The sequence below is a fragment of the Marinobacterium rhizophilum genome, from assembly GCF_024397915.1.
GTDB classification, from domain to species: Bacteria; Pseudomonadota; Gammaproteobacteria; order Pseudomonadales; family Balneatricaceae; genus Marinobacterium_A; species Marinobacterium_A rhizophilum_A.
In genome coordinates this window covers 2812512-2826476 of record NZ_CP073347.1, presented here as the reverse complement: position 1 = coordinate 2826476, position 13965 = coordinate 2812512, and the positions used below count along the sequence as shown (strand labels likewise).

Annotated in this window: 11 protein-coding genes; 8 read left to right on the top strand and 3 right to left on the bottom strand. The window is 63.4% G+C overall.

Going from position 1 to position 13965, the window contains the following annotated elements:
* The first annotated feature begins 62 nt into the window (after positions 1-62).
* The 8 genes from KDW95_RS12675 to KDW95_RS12640 all read left to right on the top strand — a co-directional run bounded on the left by KDW95_RS12675 (position 63) and on the right by KDW95_RS12640 (position 9312).
* Positions 63-584 carry a cupin domain-containing protein gene (locus KDW95_RS12675; protein WP_255852175.1) on the top strand — a complete coding sequence of 174 codons (522 nt, stop codon included), beginning with the start codon at positions 63-65 and terminating at the stop codon, positions 582-584.
* Positions 585-589: 5 nt separating this feature from the next.
* Entirely contained in the window at positions 590-1456 is an 867-nt protein-coding gene (locus KDW95_RS12670; RefSeq protein WP_255852174.1) for an alpha/beta fold hydrolase, read from the top strand.
* Positions 1453-2247 (top strand): SDR family oxidoreductase, encoded by a 795-nt coding sequence (locus KDW95_RS12665; RefSeq protein ID WP_255852173.1) that lies wholly within the window; start codon positions 1453-1455, stop codon positions 2245-2247. Before KDW95_RS12670 ends, KDW95_RS12665 begins: the two co-directional genes overlap by 4 nt.
* 11 nt (positions 2248-2258) lie before the next feature.
* Positions 2259-3050, top strand: coding sequence for an aspartate dehydrogenase (locus KDW95_RS12660; RefSeq protein WP_255852172.1), 792 nt, complete (start codon positions 2259-2261; stop codon positions 3048-3050).
* Positions 3051-3076: 26 nt separating this feature from the next.
* On the top strand, positions 3077-4543 hold the full coding sequence (locus KDW95_RS12655; RefSeq protein ID WP_255852171.1) for an aldehyde dehydrogenase: 1467 nt from the start codon (positions 3077-3079) through the stop codon (positions 4541-4543).
* Positions 4544-4639: 96 nt separating this feature from the next.
* Complete coding sequence (locus KDW95_RS12650; RefSeq protein ID WP_255852170.1) at positions 4640-6280, top strand: thiamine pyrophosphate-binding protein; 1641 nt, start codon at positions 4640-4642, stop codon at positions 6278-6280.
* Between the two features lie 539 nt (positions 6281-6819).
* Positions 6820-8229: an aspartate ammonia-lyase gene (locus KDW95_RS12645; protein WP_255852169.1), complete on the top strand. Its 1410-nt coding sequence runs from the start codon at positions 6820-6822 to the stop codon at positions 8227-8229.
* Positions 8230-8358: 129 nt separating this feature from the next.
* Positions 8359-9312: a LysR substrate-binding domain-containing protein gene (locus tag KDW95_RS12640; RefSeq protein WP_255852168.1), complete on the top strand. Its 954-nt coding sequence runs from the start codon at positions 8359-8361 to the stop codon at positions 9310-9312.
* A 58-nt stretch (positions 9313-9370) separates the two neighbouring features.
* On the opposite strand, the gene KDW95_RS12635 is transcribed toward KDW95_RS12640, so the two are convergent.
* Genes KDW95_RS12635 through KDW95_RS12625 form a run of 3 tightly spaced genes read right to left on the bottom strand, consistent with a single transcriptional unit; the run spans position 9371 to position 13861 of the window.
* Positions 9371-10945: a sulfatase family protein gene (locus KDW95_RS12635; RefSeq protein WP_255852167.1), complete on the bottom strand. Its 1575-nt coding sequence runs from the start codon at positions 10943-10945 to the stop codon at positions 9371-9373.
* 7 nt (positions 10946-10952) lie between these two features.
* On the bottom strand, positions 10953-12860 hold the full coding sequence (locus KDW95_RS12630; protein ID WP_255852166.1) for a TRAP transporter permease: 1908 nt from the start codon (positions 12858-12860) through the stop codon (positions 10953-10955).
* A gap of 41 nt (positions 12861-12901) precedes the next feature.
* On the bottom strand, positions 12902-13861 hold the full coding sequence (locus KDW95_RS12625) for a TAXI family TRAP transporter solute-binding subunit (RefSeq protein ID WP_255852164.1): 960 nt from the start codon (positions 13859-13861) through the stop codon (positions 12902-12904).
* Positions 13862-13965: the final 104 nt, after the last annotated feature.

Genomic DNA, 13965 nt, shown 5'->3' with positions numbered 1-13965 from the left:
GCCTGCCCGGTACCGGGCAGGCAGGGGTTACTGCTGCCTTAAATAAGCGAGAGGATACGAAAATGACGCTTAAGTTCGAAGGTTGGGTAAAGCCGGAAGACAAGTCCCTGGGTGATTGGCTCGGTGGTCGCATTGCCCGCTTTGAGGATCGCACCTACGATTTCGACGCCCTGAAATTCCAGGCCGACTACGACCCCAAGTACCGCCGTGCGCAAATGCGCTACATGGGAACCGGTGCTACCGGCGTGGGGGCGGACAACAATACCGTACAGGCCGAGCACTTCACCTTTTCGACCATGATGCTGCCGGCCCAGTGCGAAGGCCCGCTGCATGTGCATGACGATGTCGAGGAAGTGTTCTTCATGCTGCGCGGCACCATCAACCTCTTTGTCGAGCACAACGGCGAGCGTTTCGAGACGACCCTGCGCGAGCGCGACCTGATCTCGATCCCGCCCGGCATCTACCGTGGCCTGTTCAACCCGGGGCAGGAAGATGCGCTGATGTGCGTGATGCTGGGTACGCCCAGGCCGCAGATCCCGACCTACCCCGAGGATCACCCGCTGTCGCAGATCAAGCGGGGCTGAAGAGGATGGCGTCCGTTCTGACCGACAAGCTGAGCCAGTTCCCGCTGCAAACGCTGCAGCTCAATGGCCGTCGCCTGGCGTATCGCGAGGCGGGGGAAGGCCCGGTGCTGCTGTTGTTGCATGGTATCAGTTCCGGCTCCGGCTCCTGGGTCTGCCAGCTCGAGGCCCTGAGCGACCGCTTTCGTGTGATCGCCTGGGATGCGCCGGGCTACGGCGGCAGCGATGCGCTGGATACCGATACCCCGACGGCGCTGGACTATGCGGCGGCGCTGCTGGAATTGGTACAGGCGCTGGAGCTGCAAAGCCCGCTGCTGGTGGGACATTCCCTTGGCGCCCTGCAGGCAGCGGCCTTTGCCAGCCTGCACGGCGAGCGCCTGGCGGGCCTGGTGCTGGCGGATCCGGCTCAAGGCTACGGTCAGGCGGACGCGGCCACGCAGCAGGATGTGTTTCGCAAGCGCCCGGCCCTGCTTGAGGCGCTCGGGCCCGAGGGGCTGGCGCGGGAGCGCGCGCCGGCACTGCTGGCGGCGGATGCCAGTGACGACAAGGTGGCGTTGGTGGCCGATGGCATGCGACGCCTGGGCCTGGCCGGTTTCAGCGCCGCGTCCTGGCTGCTGGCCCACGATGATATCGGGCGTTACCTGCCGGATTATCGGGGCAGCGTTTGGGTGCTCTGTGGTGATGAAGACCGCATTACGCCGCCTGAGTCTGCAATGGCGCTGGCGCAGCACTGTGGTGCGGCGCGCTACGTGGCGCTGTCCGGTGCCGGGCACGCCAGCTATATCGATGCGCCGGCGGCCTTCGCCGCCGCCATCGACGATTATGCACAGGTCCTGCTACAGGGCCCGGCCGTTATTACTGGAGGCGAACAATGAGCTTTAACCTGACAGCCAGGGTTGCCGTGGTGACCGGGGGTTCCTCCGGCATCGGTCTGGAAACCGTGCGTCTGCTGCTGGCAGAAGGTGCAAAAGTCGCCTGGTGCGGCCGCAATCCCGCGCGCCTGGCCGAGTCCGAGCGCCTGATGCGTGAAGCCTTTCCGGCGGGTCAAATGCTGTCGCTGTGCTGCGATGTGCTGGACCGCGGCCAGGTTGAGGCCTTTGCCGCCCAGGTCCGGGAGGCTTTCGGTGGCGTCGACTGCCTGATCAACAATGCCGGCCAGGGCCGTGTCAGTTCGTTCGCCGAAACGGCGGATGAGGACTGGCTGGCCGAGGCTGAACTGAAACTGTTCAGCGTGATCAACCCGGTAAGGGCTTTCCAGCCCATGCTGGAAGCCTCGGACTGCGCCTCCATTACCAACGTCAACTCGTTGCTGGCGTTGCAGCCCGAACCCCACATGATCGCCACCTCGGCGGCACGGGCGGGCCTGCTGAACCTGAGCCACTCGCTGTCCCACGAATTTGCCGCCAGGGGCATCCGCGTCAATTCCATCCTGCTGGGCATGGTGGAATCCGGCCAGTGGCGCCGTCGCTTCGAAGATCGCAGCGACAAGAGCATGGACTGGGACAGCTGGATCGCCGCCATCGCCGCCAAGCGCGGCATCCCGTTGGGCCGCCTGGGCAAGCCCGAGGAGCCGGCCCGTGCGCTGGTGTTCCTGGCATCGCCCCTGGCGTCTTTCACCACCGGCGCGGCACTGGATGTGTCCGGCGGCTTTAACCGGCATCTTTGAGGAAAGCCTGCATGAAACAGTTAATGATGATCGGTTTTGGCGCCATGGCCCGCGAAGTGCTCGCCCTGCTGCCCGAAGACCTCAGCCTGCAGTGGCTGCTGGTACCGGTAACTAGCGTTGCGGCGGCGCGCGGCCAGGTGGCCGCCGGTGTCCAGGTGATCAGTGATATCGAAGCCTGCAACGGCACGCCGGACCTGGTGGTTGAATGTGCCGGCCAGGGCGCAATTCGTCAGCACGGCGAGGCAGTGCTGGCACGGGGCTGGGACCTGGGCGTGATTTCGGTCGGTGCCTTTGCCGACAATGCGCTGCTGGACCGGCTGCAGAGCGCGGCGGTGGCGGGCCGGGCCCGCATCCATGCGCTGGCCGGTGCCATCGCCGGTATCGATGGCCTGGCGGCGGCGAAAGAAGGGGGGCTGGATGAGGTGGTGTACTGCGCGCGCAAGAGCCCGAAAAGCTGGAAAGGCAGCCCGGCCGAAACCCTGATCGACCTGGACAGCATTACCGAAGCCACGGTGTTTTATCGCGGCACGGCCCGGGAGGCGGCATTGCGGTTCCCGGCCAATGCCAATGTGGCGGCGACCATCGCCCTGGCCGGTGTCGGCATGGACGATACCCGGGTCGAGCTGATGGCGGACCCCGGAATCGAGCGCAACCAGCACCTGATCTGCGCCCGCGGCCGTTTCGGTGAAATGAAGCTCGAGCTGAGCGGCCTGCCGCTGCCGAGCAATCCCAAGACGTCGACCCTGGCGGCGCTGAGCGTTGTCCGGGCGTGCCGGCACAGCACCGCGTCCCTGTTGATCTGAAGCCTTGGGCTTCGAGGAGAATAATCATGACCAAACCTATCTTTATTGCCGGCCAGTGGAAGCAGGGGGGCGGCCCGGTGCGCGCGACCTATTTTCCGGCCGATGGCAGCCTGAATGCCGAAATCGCCACGGCCAGTGCAGAGGATGTGGAAGAGGCCGTACAGGCGGCGGAACGTGCCTGGCGCGAACCGCAGTGGCGCAACCGCATGCCCCACGAGCGGGCGGCGGTGCTGTACCGCGTGGCGGACCTGATCAGCCAGCGTGTCGATGAACTGGCCTCCATGCAGACCCGGGACAACGGCAAGCCACTGGCCGAAACCCGCGGCCTGGTCATGAGTGCCGCGGCTACTGCGCGCTATTTTGCCGCCGCCTGCGAAACCCTGGATGAGCAGCTGCCGGCGCAGCGCTCGAGCGAGTTCATGACCCTGAGCGTGCATGAGCCGCTGGGCGTTATTGCCGCTATCACGCCCTGGAATTCGCCCATTGCCAGCGAAATGCAGAAAATCGCCCCGGCACTGGCGGCAGGCAATGCGGTGATCGTCAAGCCCGCCGATGCCACGCCCCTGGCGGCGCTGGCTCTGGCCGAACTGTTCGAGGAAGCCGGCCTGCCGAAGGGGTTGCTCAGTGTACTGCCGGGCCGGGGTTCGGTGGTGGGTGAGGCCCTGGCGGCCCACCCGCTGGTGCGCAAGATCTCCTTTACCGGCGGCACCGGCACCGGGCGCCACCTGGCCCATGTCGCCGCTGAAAAGCTGATTCCGACGTCGCTGGAACTGGGTGGCAAGTCACCCACCATCGTGTTCGAGGATGCGGATATCGAGCTGGCGGCCAGGGGTGTCGTTTACGGCATCTTCAGCTCCTCGGGCCAGGCCTGCATCGCCGGCTCGCGCCTGTTTGTGCATGCCAAGGTGTATGACCGCTTCATGGGCCGCCTGCTGGAATTGACCGCCAACTTGCGGGTCGGTCATCCGGAGGAGCCCGGCACCCATATGGGACCGCTGATCAGCGAGGCGCACCTGGCGTCGGTGGCCGGTTTTGTCGACCAGGCCCGCGCCGAGGGCGGCGAAATCCTCTGTGGCGGTACCCGCCTGGCCGAGGGGCACATGGCCCAGGGCAGCTACTACCCGCCAACCATCATTGCCGGGCTGGATAACGGGGCCAGCGTCTGTCAGCAAGAGATATTCGGGCCGGTGCTGGTGGTGCTGAAGTTCGATGACGAGGCTGACCTGCTGGCCCGCGCCAACAACAGCGTCTTCGGTCTTGCGGCCGGCATCTGGAGCGAGGATTTCCGCCGTGCCTGGCGCATCGGTCGCCAGCTGGAGGCCGGCACCATCTGGATCAACACCTACAAGAAATTCTCCATATCGGCGCCCTTTGGCGGCTTCAAGGAGAGCGGTCTGGGTCGCGAAAAGGGACGCCTGGGCGTGCTCGAGTACATGCAACAGAAGAGCGTCTATCTGGGGCTGAGCGACACGCCGAACCCCTGGGCCGAATAATATTTCCGTAGGAGCCGCGCCCCCGCGGCGAACAAATTTGGCACGGGAGCATTCGCTGCGAGGCGCAGCTCCTACGAACAAGAACAGGTGAATATGATGTCTGAACAAGTTACCGTCGGCGAAGTCGTCGCCCGCATTCTAGAAGCCCATGGCGTTGCCAACGTCTACGGCGTGATTTCCATCCATAACCTGCCGGTGGCCGATGCCATTGGCCGTCGCGGCGAGATCGCCTTTGTGCCGGCCCGCGGCGAAGCCGGCTGCGTCACCATGGCCGATGCCCATGCCCGCTTTGCAGGTCTGGGCGTGGCCCTGACCAGCACCGGCGCCGGCGCCGGCAATGCCATTGGCTCCCTGATTGAGGCTGGCAATGCCGCGAGCCCGGTGCTGCATATTACCGGCCAGGTGGAGCGCGAATACCTGGACCGCGATGCCAGCTTTATCCATGAAGCCAGGGACCAACTGACCTTCCTCAAGGCCAGCAGCAAGGCGGCGTACCGCATCAGCCATCCGGAAAGTGCCGCCGGCATTGTGCGTGAAGCCATCCGTGTCGCCCGCAGCGTCCCCATGGGCCCGGTCAGCATCGAGATCCCCATCGATGTACAGGCCGCAACCATCGAACTGCCGCTGGATCTGGGCCCCATCGAGCCCGCCGTGCTGCCGGTGCCGGCATCCGCCGAGCTGGAAAGCCTGGCGGCGCAGCTGAAAAGCGCCAGACGCCCGCTGCTGTGGATCGGTGGCGGTGCCGCCGGCTGTGAAGCGCAAGTAAAGGCGCTGGCCGACAAGGGGGTGCCGGTGGTGTCCAGCACTCACGGTCGCGGCATCCTGCCGGACAGTCATCCGCGCAGCCTGCGGGCCTTTCACAACAGCGCGTCCTTCAAGGACCTGTGCAAGGACAGCGACCTGGTGATCGTGGCGGGCTCGCGCCTGCGCAGCAACGAGACCCTGACCTACTCGCTGGAGTTCGGCAAGCCGCTGGTACAGATTGATGCCTTCGCGGCGGCGCAGAACCGCAACTACCGTGCTGACCGTTTTATCTGCGCCGATGCCAAAGTCGCGCTGGCGTACCTGGCCGATGCCCTGGGCGAGGCTGAAAAGGTCGATGCGGACTATGACCGCGCCATTGCGACTGTGGTTGAGCAGTCGGTGGCGGCCCTGAGCGACCAGGTGGGCAACTATGCCGGTATCTGCAACGCACTGCGTGACGCTCTGCCCGAGGATGGCATCCTGGTGCGGGACATCACCATGTCCGGCAGCACCTGGGGCAGCCGCCTATTCGAGGTTAACGGGGCCAACCGCAATATCCACTCACTGGCCGGTGCCATCGGCCTGGGCCTGGCCCACGCCATCGGCAGCGCCATTGCCAACCCGACCCGCAAGGTCGTGGGTCTGGTGGGTGACGGCGGCCTGATGCTCGGCATCGGCGAAATGGCCACCATGGTGCAGGAAAACACCGACCTGGTGCTGATCGTCATGAACGACAGCGGCTACGGTGTAATGCGCGGCATCCAGAACAACTACTTCGACGGTCGGCAGTACTACAACGAACTGCATACCCCCAACTACCGGGATGTCGGCACCGCAATGGGCATGCCGAGCTGGCAGGTGGGCTCGGTCGAAGAGTTTGATTCCGCCATCCGGGACGCCATCGCCATCGAGGGCCCGGCGGTGATCGAAGTCGACATGCACCGGGTCGGCCCGCTCAACTTCGCCGGCCCCCCACAGAAGAAGCTGTATTGACGTGCATGGATGCACTAATACCGCGAGCACAGGGATGTGCAGGAGCGGTGGACGTGCATGGATGCATTAATACCGCGGATACAGGGATGTGCATGAGCGGTGGACGTGCGGGAAGCATCTGGTGGGTTACACGGCGCCCGAACGGCGCTGCCAAGTGGTGACACCGTACAGGCTGCGCCGCTAGCCCACCCTACAGCCGCGAGCACAGGGATGTGCGAGAGCGGTGGACGTGCTTGGGTGCATTAATACCGCGAGCACAGGGATGTGCAGGAGCGGTGGACGTGCCGGAAGCATCTGGTGGGTTACACGGCGCCCGAGCAGCGCTGCCAAGTGGTGACACCGTACAGGCTGCGCCGCTAACCCACCCTACAGCCGCGGATACAGGGATGTGCGTGCGCTTTAGCTTGCAGGGTGGCTCGTGCTTTTTAACGATTTACGATTCATCTTTTACCCTTTTTCTACCCGTCCGGAATATCGCACCTCAAGATTTCGGGCGGGTTTTTTCTGCCCGATAGACAACCTTATAGAGGACGCATTCAATGTCGGACCCGACTGTCGCCGCGGTGCGGCTGGAAAAAGACCTGCTGGGCGAGCTGCCCGTGCCGGTGGAAGCCTATTACGGCATTCAAACCCTGCGCGCCTGCAACAACTTCGCGCTCAGCGGCGTCACCCTGGCGCACTTCCCGCGCCTGATCAATGCGCTGGCGATGGTCAAGCAGGCGGCGGCCCAGGCCAACGCCGAACTGGGCCAGCTCGCACCCGAGAAGGCCCGGGCGATCCAGGCCGCGACCCAGGCGATTATCGGCGGCGACTACCACGACCAGTTCGTCGTCGACATGATCCAGGGCGGCGCCGGCACCTCGACCAACATGAACGCCAACGAGGTGATCGCCAATATCGGCCTCGAGTCCATGGGGCGGGAGAAAGGCGATTACCAGGCACTGCACCCCAACAACGACGTCAACCTGTCCCAGTCCACCAACGATGCCTACCCGACCGCGGTAAGGCTGAGCATTCTGCTCAGTCACGGCGACCTGGTGACCTCGCTGGTCTCCTTGCGTGGTGCCTTCAGCGCCAAGGCGGAGGAGTTCGCGCAGGTGATCAAGATGGGCCGCACCCAGCTGCAGGACGCGGTGCCCATGACCCTGGGGCAGGAATTCAGGGCCTGGGCCAGTACTCTGGGCGAGGACATCAGCCGCATCGCCGCGCTGTCGGAACTGCTGACCGAGGTGAACCTGGGCGGCACTGCCATCGGTACCGGCATCAATGCCGACCCGCGCTACGGCGCCCTGGCCATTGCCCAGCTGTCACGTATTAGCGGCATCTCGCTGCGCCAGTCCGAGGACCTGATCGAGGCCTCGTCCGACATGGGGGCCTTCGTGCTGTTCTCCAGCATGCTCAAGCGCCTGGCGCTCAAGCTGTCGAAGATCGCCAATGACCTGCGCCTGCTGAGCATGGGGCCGCGGGCCGGCATCAACGAGATCAACCTGCCGGCGCAGCAGCCGGGCAGCTCCATCATGCCGGGCAAGGTCAACCCGGTGATTCCGGAAGCGGTGAACCAGGTCGCCTACCAGGTCATGGGGCATGACCTGGCCATCTGCATGGCGGCGGAAGCTGGTCAGCTGCAGCTCAATGCCATGGAGCCACTGATCGCTTACAACATCCTGGAACAGATGCGCCTGCTCAAGCGGGCGATGCAGATGTTCGAGGAAAAGTGCATTGTCGGTATCAGCGCCAACGAGGAACACTGTGCCTCGATGGTGCACAACAGCATCGGTATCGTTACGGCGCTTAATCCGTTCCTGGGGTATGAGAACGCTACCCGCATCGCCAAGCGGGCGCTGCAGGAAAACCGCAGCGTGGTGGAGCTGGTGGAGGAAGAGGGGCTTATGGCACCCGAGCAGCTGCGCGAAGTGCTGCGCCCCGAGCGCATGGTCGCCACGGGCTGAACGTTGTTAATGAAGTGAATCAGGACGCCGGCCTCGTGCCGGCGTTCTCGTATTTGGCGAGTGTTTTTCAGAGAGCGCGTTACACTGCAGGCACTGCGCACGCGGCGATGACTTTTACAGGGGCAGCCAGTGAATCAATCGAATCGGCCGGCCGAGGCCATGACATCGCAGGATTTCCTGTTGCAGCGCGTCAGTCTGCGGCAGCTGTTTATTTTCAACAAGGTGTGTGAATTTGGCAGCCTGCGCAAGACGGCGGAACATCTATCGATCGCGCAGCCGAGCATCTCGGCGATTCTGCGGGACCTGGAGACGACCGTTGAAGCTCCGTTGCTGGAGCGGTCGCCGCGGGGTGTGCAGCTGACCTCCTACGGTGAACTGTTTGCCCAGCATGCGCGGAGTATCCTGGCCGCCGCCGAGTATGCCTGGAATGACCTGCGGGATTTGAAGTATGCGCGTCGCGGCTCCCTGTCCGTCGGTATCCTGCCGCTGGCATCCAATCAGGCCTTTACCTCCGCCGTCGGGCAATTGCGCGCGGAACGGCCCTTCGTCAAGGTCGCGCTCAAGGATGGACTCTACCGGGATGTTATCGAGATGCTGCGCAAGGGCGACGTGTCCATTGCCTATGGCTGGATTGCCCCGGACCTGGAGGCGGATACCATCAAGTGTACGGTGCTGGAGCGGGAGGAGTGGCTGATATTCGGCCGTCATGACCACCCGTTGCTGCGGCACGACAACCTGGATCCGGAATCGTTGGCCCGGGCTGCCTGGGTAGTGCCGCTGCGTAATTCGGCCATCAGACCGCTGGTGGCCGAGTGCTTCAACTTGCTGGAGATCGGCTTCCCAGATAACTCGCTGGAATGCAGTTCCATGCTGTTTTCCCGTTCGCTGCTGGCCCAGACCGATCATCTGATGCTGGCGCCAAAAGGGCTTTTTCTCGCAGACCTTGCCAGCGGTCTGCTGGTGTCGAAATCCTTCAGCGGCCGGGCATCGCGCCTGTCGGTGGGCTATATGCAACGCACCAATCATGTACTGTCGCCGTCCGAACGCTTCTTCGTGGAATGTCTGACGCAACCGTTGGGTTAACGCTTAGGCCCGGGCCAGGGTGACGCTGAGCGGTCCCGCAGGCCGGTCATGCAGAACGTCAGGCCCGGGCCGTGGGCGACAGTGTGCGGTCCCGCAGGCCGATCATGCGTTGTAGCAGCTGCTCGTACAGCGCTGCCCGGATCCCCAGGCAGGCGGGCTCCAGCCAGAGGTTGTGCAGCTCGTCTGGATCTTCCTTCAGGTTGTAGAGTTCCCCCCAGCTTTCTCCTTCGTGCAGACTCAGGCGCCAGTCGTTCGTCACCAGAGTGGTGATGCTGGAGTTGGCATCACTGTCTTCAAATACCTGGATGCCGGGGTCCTCGATCAGTACGCCGTCGTGTCGGTTGGCGCCGAGCAGGTCCAGCCCCTGCATGCCGATGGGGCAGCGTAACCCCGCGCGCTGCAGCAGAGTTGGTGCTAGGTCGATGGCGCTGCCAAGGCGCAGGTCGACCTTGCCCTGGGCATCGCTGGCCGGGTCACGCCAGACAAAGGGTACCCGGATCACGCTCTGGTAATGCAGGCCCATTTTCAGCATGGTGCCATGGTCGCCCATGTAGTCGCCGTGATCCGAGGTAAACACCATCACGGTATCCTTATCGAGCCCCTGTTGCCTGGCGCAGGCGATGATGGCACCAATGGCATCGTCGACCATCGAGATGGAACCATAATTCAGCGCTATCAGTTCCCGTGCCTGGCGCTCGCTGACATGGAAGGGCCAGTGTGATTCCCGGTTCCGATCGCCCCAGCGATAGGGCACCATTGCCGAAGCTGGAATGCCCTGCAGGCGCTCGACCGGATGCTGGAAAGAGGCCGGCAGTTCAACGTCGTCCGGATCGTACATCGACCAGTAACGCCCCGGCGGTGTGAAGGGGTGATGGGGGTCGGGGAAGGACACCAGCAGCACAAAGGGACGCTGTTCCTGTGCCTGCTGTTCAAGAAAGGCACAGGCTTGTTCTTCGATATAGCGGGTCGGATAGAGCGCTTCAGGCAGCGCGGTGCGCCAGCACTGGGGGGCGCTGTATCCGGGGGCTACCAGGGCATTTTCCGGGCCCCGGAGGCTGCCGGGCGAATCGTGCCGGGCCTGGAGCCAGGCGCTGTAATGTCCCTCCACCTGGTCTGCGTGGCCGATACACAGGCGCACGTGATCGAAGCCGTAGTAGGGCGTCTCGAGGGCGCGCTGCGGGTCCTGTGCCCAGCGGTTGCGGATTTCCAGGTCGTATGCCGCGCCGCTACGCTGGTTCCGGTTGCCGTGCTTCAGATTGTCGGCGACTACCTGGCCCTGGCCGGGGGGGACGCGCGCCGGTGCCGGTATGTCGGTGACATTCTGGTAGTGGGCCTTGCCAATCAGGCCGGTGCTGTAACCCGCCCCGCGCAGCACATCGGCGAAGGTCGTGCTGTGCAGGGACATGGGAATGCCGTTCTGGCGTACGCCATTGACCGAGGCCATCTGGCCGGTTGCCAGGCAGGCCCGGTTGGGCTGGCAGATCGGCGTCGAGACATAAAAGCGCTCGAAGCGGATGCCCTTTTCGGCGAGACCGTCGATATGGGGGGTTTTAAGCAGCGGGTTGCCATAGCACCCGAGGTGGTCGGCCCGCTGCTGGTCGGTCATGAAAATAATAAAGTTGGGCTGCTGCATGGTCGTCTCAGCTGGCACTATTCAGAGGAAGTTTGCCGGGGCGGGCATGGAAGTAATTCATCAGCAATACGAGCATGGCCGTGACGGCGCCGGCCGTATTGATCAGCGCCCAGAACGGCGTGGCCACGCCGGGAACGAACAGCAGTGCGCCGGCGATCAGCAGCAGGCCCCGGGCCAGGCGTGACAGAGGTGCACGCCAGAAGCCGGCGATGGCCAGGGTTACGGCCAGGGTGCCCAGCGTGATTCTGGCAACGGACAGGGCAATATCCTGCCAGGGGCCGATCATCAGGATCTCCGGTGAGTAGACAAACAGGAAAGGCACCAGGTAGGCCGTCCAGCCCAGGGATACCGCGATCAGGGAGGTGCGTACCGGCGGCGCTTCGGCCAGGGATGCGGCGGCGAAGGCGGCGATGGCGATGGGGGGCGTGAGCATTGACAGCATGCCGAAGTAGAGCACGAACATGTGGGCCGAGAGTTGCGGTATGCCCAGCTCCACCATGGCCGGCGCGATCATGGTGGCCAGCAACAGGTAGACCCCCAGGGTTGGCATGCCCATGCCCAGCACGATGCTGGTCACGGCGGCGATCAGCAGCAACAGCGGCAAGTTGTCGGCACCGAACTCCACCAGCGAGATGGTCAGTGAAAAGCCGATGGCCGTGATATTGAGGGTGCCGATCACGAGGCCGGCGCAGACGCCGATGACGATAATGTCCGCCACGGCATGGCCGGTGGAGCGAAATGCCGCGAGGATACGAGCAAAGCTCAGGGTCTGACCTTCATAGGGGCGCAGCAGGGCGATGAGCAGCAGGGCGCCGACGGCAATCAGCGCGGCCTTTTCCGCCGGCTGGTTGAACAGGAATAGAGCACCGATCAGTACCACGAAAGGCAGAATAAACTGCGCCCCCTTTGCCATCACGGCCCCGGCCTCTGGCCGTTCGGAGCGAGGCAGGGTGGGGATTTTGTCCCGTACCGCGATCAGGTCAATCTGAACAAAGAGGGCACCGTAATATAGCAGGGCCGGAATCAGCGCTGCCAAGGCGATATCGGCGTAGGGAATCTGCAGCAGTTCGGCCATCAGAAAGGCGGCGGCGCCCATGACCGGAGGCATCAACTGGCCGCCGGTGGAGGCAACGGCTTCAATGGCGGCGGCGCGGTGGGCACTGAAGCCGGCGCGTTTCATCAGCGGGATGGTGATGATGCCGGTGGAGGTGACGTTGGCCACGGCGCTGCCGGAGATCGAGCCAAACAGGCTGGAGGCCAGTACCGAGACTTTGGCGGCGCCACCGCGATAGCCGCCCATCCAGGCCAGGGCAATGTCGGTGAAAAAACGCGAGCCGCCGGTCTGGTTGAGCATATGGCCGAAAAAGATGAAGGCGGCCACGACGGTGGACGCGATCATCAGGGGAAAACCGAGAAAACCGCCGGCATCCACCGTGAGATAGCTTATATAGGTGTCGAAACTCAGGGCCCGGCCGCTGATGGCTTCGGGCAGCCATTGGGCGCTCAGGCCGATGATGCAAAAGCCCAGGGCAACGCCCGCGAGAACCAGGCCTGCGGTACGCCTGAGGGTCTCGAGCAGCGCCGCAAGAATAAGAGTGCCGCAGGCCGTGGCATCCAGCGGGGCGCTATAGAGGTTGTCGAGCAATTGCGGATAAAACACCGCGACATAGCCGCAGGCGCCGAGCGCCAGTGCCGCCAGCAGTATATCGATCAGACTGCCGCGCTGGCGTCGTACACCCAGGGCATTGCGCAGCAAAAAGATGGAGCTCAGCGCGAACCCCAGGATCATGGCCAGAAACTGCTCGTTATAGAGGTTGAAGCCCACCAGACGAAAGCCATCGAGGGCCCAGGTCAGCGCGGTCGCGACCAGTAGAAATGACAGGGACTGCCCAAGCTTTAAACTGAAATTAAGCATTTTCGAATACCGTTGTTTTTATCAGGGGGAGGCGGGCCCGGCTATTGCCGTGGCTGGCCTTCCCTGTCGGCAAAATAGGCCGTGACCACGGGATGGTACGGCGCCTTGACATCGCGAAGCATGTGATCCGGTTCATAGTTGCGAAAGGCTCCCAGGGCCGCGACCAGCGCTTCCTTGTTGTCATGCAGCACCTCGACCACCGTTCTGATGGTGGCGTCGTCGACATGTCCGGATGACAGCAGCAGGAAGGATGCGGCGATAACATGAGTGTCCGGGCCGATGCCCGGTTGTGACTTGGTCGGTTGCAGGGTCTGGATATGGGAGCCGGGGATAAGGTCGGCGACGCGCTTTTCGTTCTCCGGAGTCTTGTCGATGGGCAGATAACGAATACCCCCCACGGCATTATCGGCCTGCAGCACGATGCCGGCCCCTGGCGAGAACACCGCCGCCTCGGTTTTGCCCGCCATGAAATCCTGTACGCCACGAATACCGTTGGGGGTGGGGATGCCATCCAGATCGGCGTGGGTCAGGCTGGCTGTGCTCAGGGTGGCGTTCAGAAAGTCGCTCAGTATCGACTGGTTCTTGAAATCCGTGGGCACCTTGCGACCCTTCAGGTCCCCGATGGTCCTGATATCGGAGTCGGTCTTGACGAAAACACCGGACTGGAAGGGAATCAGGTCGGCTACCACGTAAATATTGCTGTAGGTGCTGCCGTTGAAGAGGGCATGGCCGCTGTGGGCATAGGCCGGAATCATGCTGGCTGAAATCGAGAAGTCCAGCTCGCCCTTATCCAGCAGGGGAGTCGTGACGACCGGTCCACCACGCGGTACCACCAGGTAGCGGTCGTCGGTTTGCAGCGTCAGCACCTTGGCGATGGCCGAGCCAATCGAGTAGGCCAGTGAGCCCTGGGGGTTGGTGCCGATGGTAAAGGTTTTGGCTTCCAGGCCCGGTGCCAGTAGCAGTCCGGTGACCAGGCTGGAGATAACCGCTCTTCTTATCATTGTTTTGTGCTCCTGTTTATAAATCAATACAGCCGCCAGGTTTCATAGTAGCGCCGGGGCAAAGCTCGCAGGAATCTCGCTATTTGCATTACTGTGATAGGTAA

Excerpts from the sequence above, each read along its gene's own strand:
- KDW95_RS12645 (WP_255852169.1), top strand. The coding sequence starts at position 6,820 with ATGTCGGACCCGACTGTCGCCGCGGTGCGGCTGGAAAAAGACCTGCTG.
- KDW95_RS12650 (WP_255852170.1), top strand. The coding sequence starts at position 4,640 with ATGTCTGAACAAGTTACCGTCGGCGAAGTCGTCGCCCGCATTCTAGAA.
- KDW95_RS12665 (WP_255852173.1), top strand. The coding sequence starts at position 1,453 with ATGAGCTTTAACCTGACAGCCAGGGTTGCCGTGGTGACCGGGGGTTCC.
- KDW95_RS12660 (WP_255852172.1), top strand. The coding sequence starts at position 2,259 with ATGAAACAGTTAATGATGATCGGTTTTGGCGCCATGGCCCGCGAAGTG.
- KDW95_RS12675 (WP_255852175.1), top strand. The coding sequence starts at position 63 with ATGACGCTTAAGTTCGAAGGTTGGGTAAAGCCGGAAGACAAGTCCCTG.
- KDW95_RS12630 (WP_255852166.1), bottom strand. The coding sequence starts at position 12,860 with ATGCTTAATTTCAGTTTAAAGCTTGGGCAGTCCCTGTCATTTCTACTG.
- KDW95_RS12635 (WP_255852167.1), bottom strand. The coding sequence starts at position 10,945 with ATGCAGCAGCCCAACTTTATTATTTTCATGACCGACCAGCAGCGGGCC.
- KDW95_RS12625 (WP_255852164.1), bottom strand. The coding sequence starts at position 13,861 with ATGATAAGAAGAGCGGTTATCTCCAGCCTGGTCACCGGACTGCTACTG.
- KDW95_RS12655 (WP_255852171.1), top strand. The coding sequence starts at position 3,077 with ATGACCAAACCTATCTTTATTGCCGGCCAGTGGAAGCAGGGGGGCGGC.
- KDW95_RS12670 (WP_255852174.1), top strand. The coding sequence starts at position 590 with ATGGCGTCCGTTCTGACCGACAAGCTGAGCCAGTTCCCGCTGCAAACG.